14 protein-coding genes are annotated in these 14,732 nt (G+C 57.1%); 5 read left to right on the top strand and 9 right to left on the bottom strand.

What is annotated here, in order from left to right; translation table 11 throughout:
- Positions 1-3: 3 nt before the first annotated feature.
- Together ACW81B_RS03810 and ACW81B_RS03805 are read left to right on the top strand one after the other, a co-directional pair.
- Positions 4-759 carry an S-methyl-5'-thioinosine phosphorylase gene (locus ACW81B_RS03810; protein ID WP_491578882.1) on the top strand — a complete coding sequence of 252 codons (756 nt, stop codon included), beginning with the start codon at positions 4-6 and terminating at the stop codon, positions 757-759.
- Positions 760-892: 133 nt separating this feature from the next.
- Positions 893-1,345: a ligand-binding protein SH3 gene (locus tag ACW81B_RS03805; RefSeq protein WP_491578881.1), complete on the top strand. Its 453-nt coding sequence runs from the start codon at positions 893-895 to the stop codon at positions 1,343-1,345.
- Positions 1,346-1,407: 62 nt separating this feature from the next.
- Here ACW81B_RS03805 and ACW81B_RS03800 read toward each other — a convergent pair whose 3' ends face one another.
- The 4 genes from ACW81B_RS03800 to ACW81B_RS03785 form a co-directional block, all read right to left on the bottom strand.
- Positions 1,408-2,112 (bottom strand): CsiV family protein, encoded by a 705-nt coding sequence (locus ACW81B_RS03800; RefSeq protein ID WP_491578880.1) that lies wholly within the window; start codon positions 2,110-2,112, stop codon positions 1,408-1,410.
- Positions 2,113-2,125: 13 nt separating this feature from the next.
- Complete coding sequence (gene mfd / locus ACW81B_RS03795) at positions 2,126-5,623, bottom strand: transcription-repair coupling factor (protein WP_491578879.1); 3,498 nt, start codon at positions 5,621-5,623, stop codon at positions 2,126-2,128.
- 98 nt (positions 5,624-5,721) lie between these two features.
- The gene (gene dsrE2, locus ACW81B_RS03790; protein ID WP_491578909.1) at positions 5,722-6,216 is read right to left on the bottom strand and encodes a sulfur carrier protein DsrE2; all 495 of its coding nucleotides are present in this window, start codon (positions 6,214-6,216) and stop codon (positions 5,722-5,724) included.
- A 136-nt stretch (positions 6,217-6,352) separates the two neighbouring features.
- Positions 6,353-6,808 (bottom strand): hypothetical protein, encoded by a 456-nt coding sequence (locus ACW81B_RS03785; protein ID WP_491578878.1) that lies wholly within the window; start codon positions 6,806-6,808, stop codon positions 6,353-6,355.
- A gap of 151 nt (positions 6,809-6,959) precedes the next feature.
- Between ACW81B_RS03785 and ACW81B_RS03780 the strand changes: the two genes are divergently transcribed.
- The 3 genes from ACW81B_RS03780 to ACW81B_RS03770 are packed head-to-tail and all read left to right on the top strand — an operon-like array spanning position 6,960 to position 10,673.
- Positions 6,960-7,586, top strand: coding sequence for a TetR/AcrR family transcriptional regulator (locus ACW81B_RS03780; protein WP_491578877.1), 627 nt, complete (start codon positions 6,960-6,962; stop codon positions 7,584-7,586).
- A gap of 20 nt (positions 7,587-7,606) precedes the next feature.
- The gene (locus tag ACW81B_RS03775; protein ID WP_491578876.1) at positions 7,607-9,937 is read left to right on the top strand and encodes an efflux RND transporter permease subunit; all 2,331 of its coding nucleotides are present in this window, start codon (positions 7,607-7,609) and stop codon (positions 9,935-9,937) included.
- A complete protein-coding gene (locus ACW81B_RS03770) occupies positions 9,894-10,673 on the top strand; it encodes an outer membrane lipoprotein-sorting protein (protein ID WP_491578875.1) in 780 nt (259 codons plus the stop codon). Before ACW81B_RS03775 ends, ACW81B_RS03770 begins: the two co-directional genes overlap by 44 nt.
- 22 nt (positions 10,674-10,695) lie before the next feature.
- Here the strand turns inward: ACW81B_RS03770 and ACW81B_RS03765 are convergent, their stop codons facing one another.
- The 5 genes from ACW81B_RS03765 to ACW81B_RS03745 all read right to left on the bottom strand — a co-directional run bounded on the left by ACW81B_RS03765 (position 10,696) and on the right by ACW81B_RS03745 (position 14,682).
- Positions 10,696-11,199: a DsrE family protein gene (locus tag ACW81B_RS03765; RefSeq protein ID WP_491578874.1), complete on the bottom strand. Its 504-nt coding sequence runs from the start codon at positions 11,197-11,199 to the stop codon at positions 10,696-10,698.
- A gap of 61 nt (positions 11,200-11,260) precedes the next feature.
- Positions 11,261-12,376 carry a 3-deoxy-7-phosphoheptulonate synthase gene (locus ACW81B_RS03760; RefSeq protein ID WP_491578873.1) on the bottom strand — a complete coding sequence of 372 codons (1,116 nt, stop codon included), beginning with the start codon at positions 12,374-12,376 and terminating at the stop codon, positions 11,261-11,263.
- An 18-nt stretch (positions 12,377-12,394) separates the two neighbouring features.
- Entirely contained in the window at positions 12,395-13,285 is an 891-nt protein-coding gene (locus ACW81B_RS03755) for a carbon-nitrogen hydrolase (RefSeq protein WP_491578872.1), read from the bottom strand.
- Positions 13,286-13,294: 9 nt separating this feature from the next.
- The gene (locus ACW81B_RS03750; protein WP_491578871.1) at positions 13,295-14,356 is read right to left on the bottom strand and encodes an agmatine deiminase family protein; all 1,062 of its coding nucleotides are present in this window, start codon (positions 14,354-14,356) and stop codon (positions 13,295-13,297) included.
- Positions 14,357-14,397: 41 nt separating this feature from the next.
- Positions 14,398-14,682 carry a hypothetical protein gene (locus ACW81B_RS03745; protein ID WP_491578870.1) on the bottom strand — a complete coding sequence of 95 codons (285 nt, stop codon included), beginning with the start codon at positions 14,680-14,682 and terminating at the stop codon, positions 14,398-14,400.
- Between the last annotated feature and the right edge of the window lie 50 nt (positions 14,683-14,732).

Here is a 14,732-nt window from a genome sequence, read left to right as displayed (position 1 = left end):
CAGGTGACGACACTGGGCATTATCGGCGGAACCGGGCTGGCGCAGCTTGAAGGTCTGACGAATACCCGCCGCGAGACACGCGACACACCGTTTGGAGAACCCTCGTCTCACTTGCTGCATGGGCAGATCGAGGGCGTCGATATTGTTTTTCTTGCCCGTCACGGGGAGAGGCATTCGATTCCCCCGCACCGGGTGAATTACCGCGCCAATCTGTTCGCTTTGCACGAGGCGGGTGTTGATGAGGTGATTGCGGTGGCGGCTGTAGGGGGCATCAGTGACGATATGGTACCCGGCGTGATTGCAGTCCCGAAACAGATCATTGATTACACCTGGGGACGACAGCACAGCTTTTTTGAGGATGACCCCGAACCGGTGACGCATATCGATTTTACCGATCCCTATTGTGAAACCCTGCGCAACAGGCTGCTGGCTGCTGCGCAGCAATGTGCAATACCGGTTGTCGATGGCGGTGTGTATGGTGCAACTCAGGGTCCAAGGCTGGAAACAGCGGCTGAAATTGACCGCATGCAGCGCGATGGCTGCACGCTGGTAGGCATGACCGGTATGCCGGAAGCCGCCCTTGCGCGTGAACTGGGGCTTTGTTACGCCGCTTGTGCCGTTGTCGCCAATCGTGCCGCCGGGCGCGGTGAGGGGAAAATCAGCATGGCGGAAATCGACGCCACGCTGGCCACCGCTATGCTGAAAATCAGCGTGATATTGACTGCTGTCACCAGGATAAACACAGAAAACAGAGCATAAAAGCTAATTAATACATTAAAAAATAAGGAAAAAATAAATTAAAAGTAATAATTATGGGTCAACAAGCTTGATTAATTGCCGCGTTGCTACTATATTAGTGGTTCCTAATAAGCCTTGACGGGAGGTGATGACAATGAGTGGATTGATTCCAGGGTTTCCAGCAGATGGTGTGGTAACAGTGAACCGCGTCATTCTTAAAGACGGTTACACAGTCGATGATCTTCAGGAGCGTGTCGCCTACCTGTGTGAAAACGTAAAGACCTATCATTCCGATACCGGTTTTGTCGGTGGGTTCGTGTGCCTGAACAAGGGCGATGTATCCAATGAAGGATCGACCGTGGGACAGGCCGTTGAAAGTGAACTGAAGGGCAAGGAGGCGCTGATTGTGACCTTCTGGAAGAGCTTTGAAGATCACGAGGCCTCACACCGCAGCGAGACCTTCCAGCCATTGTTCAAGAAGGTGCTGGAGCTGTGCGAGAATGGCAACGAGGAAATTGCCTACGAGATGCTGTGGTCCGGAAAAGCCTATAGTGCTGAAGAAGCCAAGGCTGCCCGCAAGGCCAAGGAAGAACACCAGGCAGCGTAACAATGTCTCACACGGATCCGGCGTCTGGCCGGCTTCCTGAAACCGGGCTTCGGCCCGGTTTTTTATTGCACGGAATCTGTTGCAGGCAGATTGTCGACGCTGGGCGGGGAGACAGTTTCGACCGGTACCGCAGGCGGCGTATAGGGCGTAATCAGTGCAATCACGCCAAACTTCGGATGATCGAAATAATGCAGTTCCTTGCTGCGCATACGACGTTTTTGCTGCATGCGGAATTCCGGTAATTCGAAATCGAGGAATTCTGTTTCAACGGCCAGTGTCGTATCAACCAGCCTCAGGTCGAGGTAGAGGTGCAGGTAGCGTTCGACGGCGACGCGTACGGTTCCTTCAAGTCTCACAGGGTTCTGCTTATCGAGTGACGGTATGTCGATGGGTCGGGCACGGATACGGTCAACAACGGTCTGGCGCCAGGCGATGTGACGCAGCGGCCGGTAATTGCCGGAACGTTCAAGTGCTGCCTGTTCGGCTTGCAGGTGGAGGTTTTCAGCGCTGAGCCATTCCGGCCCGGTTGAGCCTGTTTCTGTGCCGGGCGTTGTGATGGACGCCATTTCGGCGGGTCCGGCAGTATCTTCCTCGAACAATTCCGAGTAGTCGATGGGCCACACCTCACCACCGTCATCCGCGCTGAGGTTCTGGAAGATCAGTAATTCGATATCGAACTGGCGCGCTGCTTCTTCAGCATAACCGGGGGGTGTCGCACTGATAAACAACAGCAGGGCATAGACGGTTGTTCGGAGGTGATTCATCATGGCTCATCCTGCCCTAAGCCGGGCGCGTGCTCAACCTTTCCAGTAATGTCCCCACTGTGTGCAGGCGTGTTTCGGCGTCATCCATGTCGGCGTAGAAGCGTATCACGTCAGAACCATCGAGCCGGTAGTGTTGCGGTTCTGTCTGGATGAGCTGAATAATCGTGGTCGGGTCCACGTTCGGTTCCGGTCCAAACAATAACCTGCCGCTTTCTTCACCCGCATCGATCTTGCTGATACCCAGCGGCGCGGCTTTCAGTTTCAGGCGGGTCACTTCGAACAGCAGTTTGACCGGCTCCGGCAACAGGCCGAAGCGGTCGATCATTTCCACCTGCAACTCACGCAATTCATCTTCGTTGGCCGCGCTGGCAATGCGTTTATAGAGAATCAGGCGGCCGTGTACATCGTGCAGGTAATCGTCGGGAATCAGTGCCGGCAGGTGCAGGTCGACTTCCGGTCCGTGGTTGAGCGGGCGCTCCAGTTCCGGCTGGCGGCCGGCCTTCAATGCGCTCACGGCGCGTTCCAGCAGTTCGGTGTACAGGCTGAAGCCAATTTCATGGATCTGGCCGCTCTGGTCGTCGCCCAGCAGTTCGCCGGCACCGCGGATTTCCAGGTCGTGGGTGGCCAGGGTGAAGCCGGAGCCGAGGTCTTCCAGCGACTCGATGGCCTCGATGCGTTTGATGGCATCATCGCTCATGGCCTTGCGTGGTGGCACGATCATATAGGCGTAGGCGCGGTGATGGGAGCGCCCGACCCGGCCGCGCAACTGGTGCAACTGGGCAAGCCCCAGCTTGTCAGCACGGTTGATCAGGATCGTGTTGGCGCTCGGCACATCGATGCCGCTTTCAATAATGGTGGTGCACAGCAGGATGTTGAAACGGCGGTGGTAGAAATCCAGCATCACCTGTTCCAGTTCGCGCTCACGCATCTGGCCGTGACCGATTTCCAGTGTGGCTTCGGGAATCAGTTCGCGCAGTTCACGGGCGATGGTTTCAATGTTGTCGACTTCGTTGTGCAGGAAGTAGACCTGGCCACCACGTTTGATTTCACGCAGGCAGGCTTCGCGAATGGTGGCCTTGTTCCACTCGGTAATGAAGGTCTTGATGGTCAGGCGTTGTACCGGTGGTGTGGCGATGATGGACAGGTCGCGCAGCCCGGACAATGACATGTTCAGCGTGCGCGGTATTGGTGTGGCCGTCAGCGTGAGCAGATCGACCTCGGTGCGCAGTGCCTTGAGTTTTTCCTTCTGCCGCACACCGAATCGGTGCTCCTCGTCGATAATCACCAGCCCGAGGTTTTTTGGCTTGACGTCACTCTGCAGGATCTTGTGCGTACCGATCAATATGTCCAGTGTGCCGTCGGCAAATCGCTGCAGGATGTCATCCTGCTGTTTTTTGCCGCGAAAGCGTGACAGCACGTCGACCTGGATCGGCCAGTCGGCGAAGCGATCGGCAAAGTTCTGGTAGTGCTGCTGGGCGAGCAGGGTGGTCGGCACCAGTACCGCCACCTGGCGGCCGGCCTGTGCGGCGACAAACGCGGCGCGCATGGCGACTTCGGTCTTGCCGAAGCCCACATCGCCGCATACCACCCGGTCCATCGGTTGCGGGCCGGTCATGTCCGCGATCACCGCCTCGATGGCGCTCGCCTGGTCAGGGGTTTCCTCGAACGGGAAGGTGCTGGCGAAGGCGTGGTACTCGTCGGCGTCAAACGGGAAGGTGTAGCCCTGGCGCGCGGCGCGGCGTGCGTAGATGTCGAGCAGTTCGGCGGCGACATCACGGACCCGTTGTGCGGCGCGTTTGCGGGCCTTTTCCCACTGGTCGCTGCCGAGGCGATGCAGCGGTGCGCTGTCGGGGCTGGAGCCGGTGTAGCGGCTGATCAGGTGCAGCGAGGCAACCGGCACATAGAGTTTGTCGTTACCGGCATATTCGAGTGTGAGGAATTCAGACTCGCGTCCGCCCACGGTCAGTTTCTGCAGGCCGATATAGCGGCCGACACCGTGGTCCTCGTGCACCACCGGTGCACCGATGTGCAGATCGGTGAGGTTACGGACAATGGCTTCGGCATCGCGTTTCGGTTTGCGGCGCTGCTGCTGTTGCAGGGCGCGTTCTCCAAACAGACGGGCCTCGGTGATCAGAACGACCGGGGTGTCACTGACCAGCCAGGCGCCCTGTTCGAGTGGTGCGACAGTGATACCGAGAGCAATATCACTGTTCAGAAACGCATGCCAGCCCTGCACGGTGCGCGCGCGCAGTCCAAACTCACGCAATTGTCCCTGCAGGGTTTCGCGCCGACCGGCCGACTCGGCACAGATCAGCACACGGCCCGGGAAGCCGGCGATGAAATCCTGTACTGCAGCTGCCGGACGTTCCGCGCGTGCCTTGATCTGCAGATCGGGCAGCGCACGCGTGGCGTAGTTGGTTGCATCACGCTGCATGTCCAGCGCCTCGGCGCGTTGCAGCTCGATACGCGCGCTGTTGTCCAGCGCTCGATGCATTTCGTCTTCCGACAGGTAGAGCCGGTCCGGTGGCAGCAGTGGACGCTCAATGTCGTGGCGCAGGGATGCGTAGCGTTCCTCGATTTCCTGGCGGAAATCAACAATCGCATTGCGTGCATCTTCACTTTCCACCAGGCAGCAGTCACCGGGCAGGTAATCGAACAGCGTGGCTGTTTCCTTTACAAACAAGGGCAGGTAGTACTCGATGCCACCGGGAATAACATGGTTGCTGACGTCGCGGTAGATCAGTGCGCGCTGCGGGTCTCCTTCAAACAGGTCGCGCCAGTTCTGCCTGAAACGCCGGATGGCGTCTTCGTCGACGGGGAATTCACGCGCCGGCAACAGGCGTATCTGCTCGACCTTGTCAATGGAACGTTGGGTCTCCGGGTCAAAGGTACGGATGGATTCAATTTCGTCATCAAACAGATCAACACGGAATGGCGTTACGCTACCCATGGGAAACAGGTCCAGCAGTGCACCGCGCACCGCAAACTCACCGTGTTCCATGACCTGCTCCACGCAGCGATAGCCTGCAGTTTCAAGCCGTTTGCGCATGGCGTCCAGGTCAAGTGTGTCGCCACGATCGAGCATCAGGCTGTACTGGTCGAGAAAACTTTTTGGCGGCAGCCGTTGCAACAGGGTGGCAACCGGTACCAGCAGCACGCCGCGTTTCAGTGTGGGCAGGCGGCACAGGGTTTCCAGGCGCTCGGAGATAATGTCCTGGTGCGGCGAAAAGGCGTCATAGGGCAGGGTTTCCCAGTCCGGGAAACACAGGATGTCCAGCGACGTGTCATCACAGAAGAAACGCAGCTGCGACTGTAACTGCTCTGCTGTCTGGCTGTCCGGGGTAATAACCAGCAGCAGTCCTTCATGCTGTTGCGCGGCCCCGGCGAGGATCAGCGGCAGGCTGTCGCCATATAACCGTGACCAGCGCACGCGCTGGCGCGCCTCCGGCAGTTGTGGCTGGAAGGGATCTGCCTGTCCGGTATCCGCTGTGGTATGGCTGACGGCCTGTGACATAAAGCATCTGGTATACGGCAAAGCCGGCTATTCTCGCATAACCGGACAAAAAAAACCGGCGCTGGGCACCGGTCGAAGGCGGGACTATGAAACCTTGCTCAGATAAACAGGCAGATGTCTGAGTCCTTTGCAACCGGAAGGAAATAGGTTGCGCCGACATAGTCCGTCACTTCCGGGATAAATTCGCTCTGGTCGAAACCGAATACATCAACTGTCATCTGGCAGGCAACCATTTTGACATCAGCTTCGAGGCAGAGTTCACGCAGTTCTTCAACCGTGGCAACGCCCTTGTTCTTGAAAGTTTTTTTCATCAGCGTGGTAGCGACCTTCTCGAAACCGGGGATACCGGCCATCAGCAGGTTAGGCATATTCCAGTTGATGTTCTGGAACCATTTGGGGCCAAACGGCATTTTCATCGGCATGGCCGGGTTGCCCAAAGGGCTGACTTCACAGGGCAGTTCCTTTTTTAGCAGCAACAGGCCGTAGAAGGTAAAGAAAATCGACGTGTCCCAACCCAGTGCAGCAGAGGTCGAGGCGAGGATAAAGGGCGGATAGGCCCAGTCCAGCGTGCCCTTGGTTGCAATAATTGACATGGAGGGTGTGCGTGTTTCATCGATGCTCTTGAGTTTTGCCGGTAGTAATTCGTCCAGTTTCCTGTCGAGCCATTGGTCCATTTCAGTATTCGTTACGTCAGTGGTCATAGTAAACCTCCCATCATGGGTTAAGGGGTCAGAGGTTGTTCCTGAATCCGTATTCACCCAGCCAGCGGCCGCTGCGAAAATCCAGTTTCAGCCAGTCCGGGACAAACAGGTCGGGTTTCTTTACCGGCAGGGTTTCCACCGGGGGTTTGCCGTCGGTTTCATCCATCCGGCAGTGTGCGGTAGTCACTGCGCGGAAAGTCGCATACAGTCCTTGCATGACACGCGTGAAATCCTCGTTTTCGACAGTTTCTTCAGCGGGGAGGGCGGTAAAGCGGATTTGCTTGCGCACCAGGCAACTGAAATATAACTCGAGTTCCACCAGTAACGGGGTGTCCCGGTCGGAAAGCGCCCGGGCTGCGCTTTCGCTGATCTCGACACGTACGGGTTTGCCTTTCAGCTTCATGGTGCCTGCATACGCGTTCGAGGAAAGTCGGCGGTCCGGTATGGCCTCGCCGATGCTGAGTCCCAGTGTTAATGCCGTCATAACGGTGCATTCTCCTGCCGGTGTGGCTGTCAGGACAACCTTGCCGGGATTAGGGTTGCTTGCTAGAATACGTACCGACCAGATGGTTTGTCAATAGCTTTCCGCTCAAAGTTCCCGAATAATACAGCCAGCGGCGGAGGGAAGGTGAGTTATGCAACAGGCAGGAAATTTAGCCAGGGCACCAAGAAACGCCGATCAGACGCGCCAGCGTATACTTGAAGCCACGTTTATGGAGATCTATCGTAATGGTTTCCAGGGCATGCGCGTTGATGAAGTGCTGGCGGCGACTTCGCTGACAAAAGGCGCACTTTATCATCATTTTCCGAATAAACAGGCGCTTGGCTATGCGGTTGTCGATGAAGTGATTCAGCAGCTTGTACAGGCTACGTGGATCCAGCCATTGCGGGGTGCGGACGATCCGCTGCAGACGCTGATCGATGTTATCGAGCAGTTGCCGGATAACAAGCCACCCGAGATGATCCAGTATGGTTGCCCGCTGAACAATCTCGCCCAGGAAATGTCTCCACTGGACGAGGGGTTCCGCCAGCGCCTGGATCGGGTGTTCGATGCCTGGCAGGGTGCCACCCGTGATGCATTGGTAAAGGCTCAGCAACTGGGGCAGATTCGCCAGGCGTGTAACTGTGACGAGATTGCAACATTTATCATGGCTGCACTGGAAGGCTGCATCGGACTGGCAAAGAGCGCCCAGAGCAGGGAGCGCCTCAAAACCTGTAACCGGGGTTTGATACAGTTTCTCCTGTCGTTGAAAACGAACTGAAACAATAACAAGGATTTAATATGGCAAGGTTAGTTGCGAACCAACTGGTTCGCTGGCGATGGATCGCTTTACCGGTAGCGCTGTTACTGGCGGTTCTGGCAGCACTGGGAGCGCGGCAGCTCGAGTTCTCGAACGATTACCGGATTTTCTTCAGCAAGGATAATCCGCAACTGCTGGCTTTCGAGGAACTCCAGAACACCTACACAAAATCCGACAACGTCCTGTTTGCGATTTCACCCGCGGACGGGGATGTTTTTACCCCGAAGACACTGGAAGCTGTTCGCTGGTTGACCGAGGCATCCTGGCAGATTCCCTATTCCATCCGTGTCGACTCGGTGACCAATTTCCAGCACACCTACGCGGAAGGCGATGACCTGATTGTCGAAGACCTGGTACAGGACACCGATGTCCTTGATGCAGCCAGGCTTGAAGAAGTCCGCCATGTTGCGCTGACTGAACCGTTACTGCTCAATCGTCTGATCTCACCGGACAGCCGTACCACAGGCGTCAATGTCATTGTCCAGTTGCCGGGTATCCACCCTGAAAAGGAAGTGCCGGAAGTTGTGTCTTTCAGCCGTGATCTGGCCGATCAGTTACTGGCGCGGTACCCACACCTCGAAGTCCACCTGACCGGCGTGGTATTTCTCAATAACGCGTTCTCCGAAATGGCGATCAGCGACATGACAACGCTGGTACCCATTATGTTCGGCGTGATTGTCCTGATGCTGCTGATGCTGCTGCGTTCCGTGGTGGCCACATTGGTAACATTGCTGGTCATCATACTGTCGATCATTACCGCCATGGGTGTAGCCGGCTGGCTGGGCATCAATGTGACGCCGCCACTGGCGAGCGCGCCAACCATGATCATGACACTGGCCGTGGCAAACAGTGTGCATTTCCTGGTGACCTTCCTGCAGAAAGTGCGTGGCGGTGATTCACAGCGAGACGCCTTGCTGGAAAGTCTGCGTATTAATCTGCAGCCGATCATGGTCACCTCGCTGACCACGGCGATCGGGTTTATGTCGATGAATTTTTCGGATGCGCCACCATTCCGCGATCTGGGTAATGTCGTCGCCATCGGAGTGGTTGCATCTTTCGTCTACACGCTGGCGTTCCTGCCGGCATTGATGCTGTTGTTGCCTGTACGTCGAAGAACCGGCCCCGGGCGTTACGCGCCGTTTATGGATGCGCTGGCAGACCTGGTTGTAGCGCACCGCAACAAGGTGCTGGTGTTGATGACACTGCTGGTAGTGGGGTTGATATCCTTCGTGCCACGAAATGAACTGAACGATGAGTTCGTTAAATATTTTGATGAGCGTGTGCCTTTCCGTGTCGATACCGACTATACGACGCAACACCTGACCGGGTTATACAGTGTTGCCTACTCACTGGGCGCGGGTGAGCCGGGCGGCATCAGTGAACCGGCCTACCTGCGCAAGCTGGATGAGTTCGCCAACTGGTACCGGGCGCAGCCGGAAGTCAAGCACGTCAGTACCCTGTCCGATACCATGAAGCGACTCAACATGAATCTGCATGCTGATGATCCTGCCTGGTATCGTCTGCCCGAACAGCGGAATCTGGCTGCGCAGTACCTGCTGCTCTACGAGATGTCGTTGCCTTATGGTCTCGACCTGAATAACCAGATCAACGTAGACAAATCGGCGACCAAACTGGATGTGTCGCTGGGCAGTCTTTCCAGCAACCAGACCATTGCGCTGGAGGCGCGGGCGCAGCAATGGCTGGAAGACAATGCGCCGGAGTATATGCAGGCACACGGCGCCAGTCCTGCGGTCATGTTTTCGCATATCGGTAAACGCAACATAAAAAGCATGCTGGTCGGTACCACAGTGGCACTGGTGCTGATTTCCTTCGTGCTGATTTTTGCCCTTGGCTCCGTGCGTATCGGGTTGATCAGTATCATTCCCAACCTGGTGCCTGCCGGCATGGCGTTTGGCCTGTGGGGTTTGCTGGTCGGCCAGGTGGGCCTGGCGCTGTCTATTGTAACGGGGATGACGCTGGGTATCGTGGTGGACGATACCGTGCATTTCCTCAGTAAATACCTGCGCGCGCGCCGTGAGGAAGGGCTGTTACCCGAGGATGCGGTCCGTTACGCTTTTCATACCGTGGGTACGGCGTTGTGGACGACCTCGGCAGTACTGATGGCCGGCTTCCTGGTGCTGGTGTATTCGCCCTTCGAACTGAATGCCGGCATGGGGCTGCTGACGGCGATTACCATCGGTCTGGCTTTGCTGGCCGATTTCCTGTTGTTACCCACCCTGCTGATGGCCCTGGATAAAGGTGAAAGTGATGAAAAAACTGTGCTTGCTGATTCTGCTGAGTCTGTCTCTTAACGCTGCGGCGCAGACGCCGGAAGAAAAGGGACTGGAGATTGCAATCGAGGCAGACCGTCGCGATAGCGGTTTCCATGACTCCACCGCATCGATGCGCATGGTGCTGCGCAACAGGCAGGGGGACGAAAGTACCCGTGATATCCGCGTCAAAACACTGGAAGTGGAAAATGACGGAGACAAGAGCCTGACCATTTTCGACAGCCCGGCGGATGTGAAAGGCACGGCGTTTCTCAGCTTTACCCACAAGAGCGGGCCGGATGACCAGTGGTTGTACCTGCCGGCGCTGAAGCGGGTCAAGCGTATTGCCTCGCGCAACAAGTCCGGTCCGTTCATGGGCAGCGAGTTTGCCTACGAGGACCTGTCTTCACAGGAAGTGGAGAAATATACCTATAAGTACCTGCGTGACGAACCCTGTGACGATGGTCTGGAGTGTTTTGTTATCGAGCGTGACCCGGTTGACAAATATTCCGGTTATACCCGCCAGCTGGTGTGGATCGACAAGCAGGAATACCGCCCCTGGAAGATTGACTATTACGACCGCAAGAACAGTTTGCTGAAAACACTGACATTCAATGATTACAGGCAGTACCTGGGGCGTTACTGGCGTGCCCACGACATGTATATGATTAACCACCAGACCGGCAAAAGTACACGCCTGACCTGGTCGGATTACAAATTCAAAACAGGTCTGACGGAGCGTGACTTCGATCGCAACAGCCTGAAGCGCGCCAGGTAGCGTTGATCAGAAACCCCTGACTCTAACGGATTTCCTCGATCGACAGTGTCTTTTCCATGATCTGCGGCGTCACGATGGCATAGCCCTGCAGTTGCCAGTGTGCGATTTCCGTCATCGCTGACGGTGTCAGACGGATGAAGTCCTGGAAGTCATCGATGCTGTAGCCATAGTCGTCAGCGGCCAGTCCGCACACACGGAATTCCACGCCCAGTTCCGCGTAGTAGCGCATGCGCTCCACGGCGTCCTTGTACTTCGTGTAATTTTTCTTCGCCACGGTAACGATTTCTGTGCCGTGGATCAGTACGATCAGGCGCAGGTCTTCGGGGGCATAGTCGTAGGGTGAATCCAGCAGTGGATTCATCAGTGAGCGTACCCAGTACAGCGCCGAGTTGATCTTCTCGGGCCTGTCGAAGTAAAAATCGAACAGAACGCTCTGTGCCGTGTAGGGGGTCTGTACGAACTCGGCCTTTTCGTTGGCCTGGAGCGCGGTGCAGCCCAGCAGGATTGCCAGCAGCAGTATTCTCATGGTGGCCTCCGGTTCAGTCTGTGGCCAAGAGTATAGTCGACCGTGACGGCAACCTTTGTGTCTATTCCCCTGCTTTTGCTGCGCGTTTCCCTCGCTTCAGGTAGGCTTCCCGGGCTATCTGTACATCGTCGAGATACCAGGGCAGTTCATCGAGTGTCAGCGCCTGCGGACCGTCCACCAGCGCGCTGGCGGGGTCGGGGTGAAAATCCACCAGGATCATGTTGGCGCCTGCAATCACACCCTGTGCGGTAACGTGCATGACGTCCAGCAGACCGTCGGGCGCCATATCGCGTGTGCCGACCGAGTGGGAAGGGTCGATGCACACTGGCATCCGCGTCAGGCGTTTTACCACCGGCACATGGGCGAAGTCGACGAAATTGCGGTGCGGGTCGCCCATGTTGGTTTTCATGCCGCGCAGGGCGAATACCACGTTGCGATTTCCTTCGCTGGCGAGGTACTCGGCCGCGTTCAGTGACTCTTCCAGAGTAATGCCGAAGCCGCGTTTGAGCAGCACCGGGAAACGTTGCTGGCGACCGACCGATTTCAGCAGTTCAAAGTTCTGGGTATTACGTGTGCCGATCTGCAGCATGACCCCGGTGGGATTACCGGTTTGCTCCAGCGCCTCGGCAATTTCATCAACATGGTCCTCGTGGGTGATTTCCATGGCGATCACCTTGATTCCGTACTTGCCGGCGAGTTCAAACACGTACGGCAGGCAGGCCTTGCCGTGGCCCTGGAAGGAGTAGGGGCTGGTGCGAGGCTTGTAGGCGCCCATGCGCGTACACACCTGGCCATGGGCCTGCAGGGCCTTCATCATGGTTTCCACATGCTCTGGTGTGTTGACGGCGCACAGGCCGGCGAATACGTGCAGGGTGTCCTGCCCGAAACGCACACCGTTGTACTCGAACCAGGTCGGGCGCCGGTCGTCCCGGTGGCGCCCCAGTACCCGGTACTCCTCGGAAACCCGTACCACGCGTTCGACAGCTGGCAGGTTCTGCATGTCTTCTATCGACAACGCGGCGGTATCCCCGACCAGGTAAACCTCGGTGAGTAGTTGTTGCGCACCGGTTTCCTGGTGGACGCGATAGTGAATGTCTGGCAGTTTTTCGAGGAATGTTTGCAGATTGTGGAAGGCTTCGCTGTCAGTATCGGTATTGGGTTTCAGAATGAGGATCATGGTTTTGTCCTTGTGGTATCAGTCCCTGAAACGGCGTGTCAGGTCGTGGTAGGCGTCAATGCGGCGGTCGCGCAGGAACGGCCAGATACGGCGTACCTGTTCGCTGCGTCCGAGGTCGATGTCAGCCATCAGCAGGCTATTGCCCTGTGCTGATGCACGCGCCAGTATTTCGCCCTGTGGACCCGCGATAAAACTGTTGCCCCAGAACTGAATGCCATTGCTGCGCTCCACCGGGTCGGTTTCATGTCCTGTGCGGTTACAGCTAATGAGCGGCAGGCCATTGCTGATGGCATGGCCCCTTTGTACGGTAATCCATGCCTCAAGCTGGCGCTGTTGTTCGCTGTTGTCATCGCGACTGTCCCAGCCGATTGCGCTCGGGTACAGCAGTATGTCTGCGCCGTCGAGCGCCATCAGGCGGGCAGCTTCCGGGTACCACTGGTCCCAGCAGACCAGTATGCCGAGTTTGCCCAGGCGTGTGTCCACAGGATGGAAACCGCGATCACCCGGGGTGAAGTAAAACTTCTCGTGGTAACCGGGATCATCGGGGATGTGCATTTTGCGGTATTGCCCGGCCAGCGTGCCGTCGCTGTCCAGTACCACGGCCGTGTTGTGATACAGGCCGGCGCTGCGGCGTTCGAACACGGACCCGACGATAACGATTCCCAGTCGGCGAGCCTGTTCGGACAGGTGCTCGGTGGTCGGGCCGGGGAGGGTTTCCGCAAGATCGAAATTATCCGGGTTTTCCGTCTGGCAGAAGTACAGGCTGTTGTGCAGTTCCTGTAGCAGTACCAGTTGCACACCGGCGTCGGCGGCTTTTTCGAGTTGCGCGTCGATGTGTCGAAGGTTGACATCGCGCTCCGCTGAACAGGCCATTTGCACTGCGGCGACGCTGAGGGTTGTGTGTTTCATTGACCGGCATTATCCGGGGTTTGCATGCCGGAACTCAACACCTGACGGAAACTGCAGGGTCACACAGTGCAGGCTGCCGAACTGCTGGATCAGGGGCAGGCAGGGAACGGGCAGGATTTCGCGGTCAGGAAAGCACTGCTGCAACAGCGCTGCGGCCCTGTCGTCCTGCGCATCCTCGTAGGTGGGCAGTAACAGGGCGCCATTGATGAGCAGGAAGTTGGCGTAACTGGCGGGCAGTCTTTGTCCTGCCGCGTTGAACTTTGGCGAGGGCCAGGGCAGGGCAGTCAGTTGAAAAGGTTCGTCATCCACTGTACGCAGTTGCCCGAGTTCGATCTCCATGGCCTGTAGTGAAGCAGCAGCAGAATAGCCGGGCTCCGTGCATCGCTGGTAGATGATATGTGCCGGGCTGGCGAAACGCGCCAGCATGTCGATATGGCCGTCGGTATCGTCACCTTCCAGTGCCCCGTGTTGCAGCCACAGTACTCGCTGGATGCCCAGTAATTCACGCAGACGTTGCTCGATCTCATCGGCGTCAATAGCGGGATTTCTGCGTGGGTGCAGCAGGCAGCGGCGTGTCGTTAACAGCGTGCCTGTGCCGTCGCAGTCGATACTGCCGCCTTCGAGCACCCGCTCGATGTGAATAACGGGTGTACACCCGAATATACCGTTTTCAGCCAGTCGGCGTGTGATGGCATTGTCGCGTTCAGCCGGGTACTTGTCACCCCAGCCATTGAAGATAAAATCCAGCAATTCCGGGTTTCCGTTACGCAGGCGGGTCAGCGGTCCATGATCCCTCGCCCAGCTATCGTCTGAAGGAATGATAGTGGTTATCAGGTTTTGTTCGGGGATGCCCTGTTCAGACAGCCAGGCCTGGATGCGATCTGCAGTTTGCCGGTCGAAGCAGTTCACCAGCAGGGTTTCACGCCGGGCAATTTCGCTGGCAATCTGAAAAAAAACCGGCTCAACCTGCGCCAGCTGGTCGCGCCAGTCACTTTCAGCATGCGGCCAGGTCAGCATGACGCCGGCCTGGTGTTCCCACTCGGCGGGTAGTCGGATTTCTGTTGTTTTCATGCCGGCTATACTACGTCATTGCTCGCAATGGCGGTGGGGGGTTATTTGCCGTGCGGTACCACCGAGTGCAACACGTAATTGCCTTCGAAGTACACCACGAAATCCGGGTACACCCAGTGGCTGATCGGCGGTTCACCGACCGGGCCGACACGCCGTTGTGGTTCTCCCCGGTTCTGCAGCACCTGCTCCATGGTCATGCCGCGCTGCGGGCGGCTGACATCCGGGGTGGACTGTACCGATTCGAGCAGCAGGGTATCGGCGCTGGCAGGCGGAATAAACAGGCCGGAGACGAGCGACAGCAGAAACAAAACACGGATGGGACGCATGATAGTTGTCCTTGAAGTTGAATTTATAAAGCACATCAACTGTTTTCGGC

The sequence above is a fragment of the Thiogranum sp. genome (assembly GCF_058323355.1).
Note: the sequence above shows the minus strand (reverse complement) of the source record. Positions and strands in the feature narration are given on the sequence as shown.

Bases quoted from the DNA above. Each gene is read 5' to 3' on its own strand.
- ACW81B_RS03805 (WP_491578881.1), top strand. From the start codon at position 893: ATGAGTGGATTGATTCCAGGGTTTCCAGCAGATGGTGTGGTAACAGTG.
- ACW81B_RS03800 (WP_491578880.1), bottom strand. From the start codon at position 2,112: ATGATGAATCACCTCCGAACAACCGTCTATGCCCTGCTGTTGTTTATC.
- mfd (WP_491578879.1), bottom strand. From the start codon at position 5,623: ATGTCACAGGCCGTCAGCCATACCACAGCGGATACCGGACAGGCAGAT.
- dsrE2 (WP_491578909.1), bottom strand. From the start codon at position 6,216: ATGTCAATTATTGCAACCAAGGGCACGCTGGACTGGGCCTATCCGCCC.
- ACW81B_RS03785 (WP_491578878.1), bottom strand. From the start codon at position 6,808: ATGACGGCATTAACACTGGGACTCAGCATCGGCGAGGCCATACCGGAC.
- ACW81B_RS03780 (WP_491578877.1), top strand. From the start codon at position 6,960: ATGCAACAGGCAGGAAATTTAGCCAGGGCACCAAGAAACGCCGATCAG.
- ACW81B_RS03775 (WP_491578876.1), top strand. From the start codon at position 7,607: ATGGCAAGGTTAGTTGCGAACCAACTGGTTCGCTGGCGATGGATCGCT.
- ACW81B_RS03770 (WP_491578875.1), top strand. From the start codon at position 9,894: ATGAAAAAACTGTGCTTGCTGATTCTGCTGAGTCTGTCTCTTAACGCT.
- ACW81B_RS03765 (WP_491578874.1), bottom strand. From the start codon at position 11,199: ATGAGAATACTGCTGCTGGCAATCCTGCTGGGCTGCACCGCGCTCCAG.
- ACW81B_RS03760 (WP_491578873.1), bottom strand. From the start codon at position 12,376: ATGATCCTCATTCTGAAACCCAATACCGATACTGACAGCGAAGCCTTC.
- ACW81B_RS03755 (WP_491578872.1), bottom strand. From the start codon at position 13,285: ATGAAACACACAACCCTCAGCGTCGCCGCAGTGCAAATGGCCTGTTCA.
- ACW81B_RS03750 (WP_491578871.1), bottom strand. From the start codon at position 14,356: ATGAAAACAACAGAAATCCGACTACCCGCCGAGTGGGAACACCAGGCC.
- ACW81B_RS03745 (WP_491578870.1), bottom strand. From the start codon at position 14,682: ATGCGTCCCATCCGTGTTTTGTTTCTGCTGTCGCTCGTCTCCGGCCTG.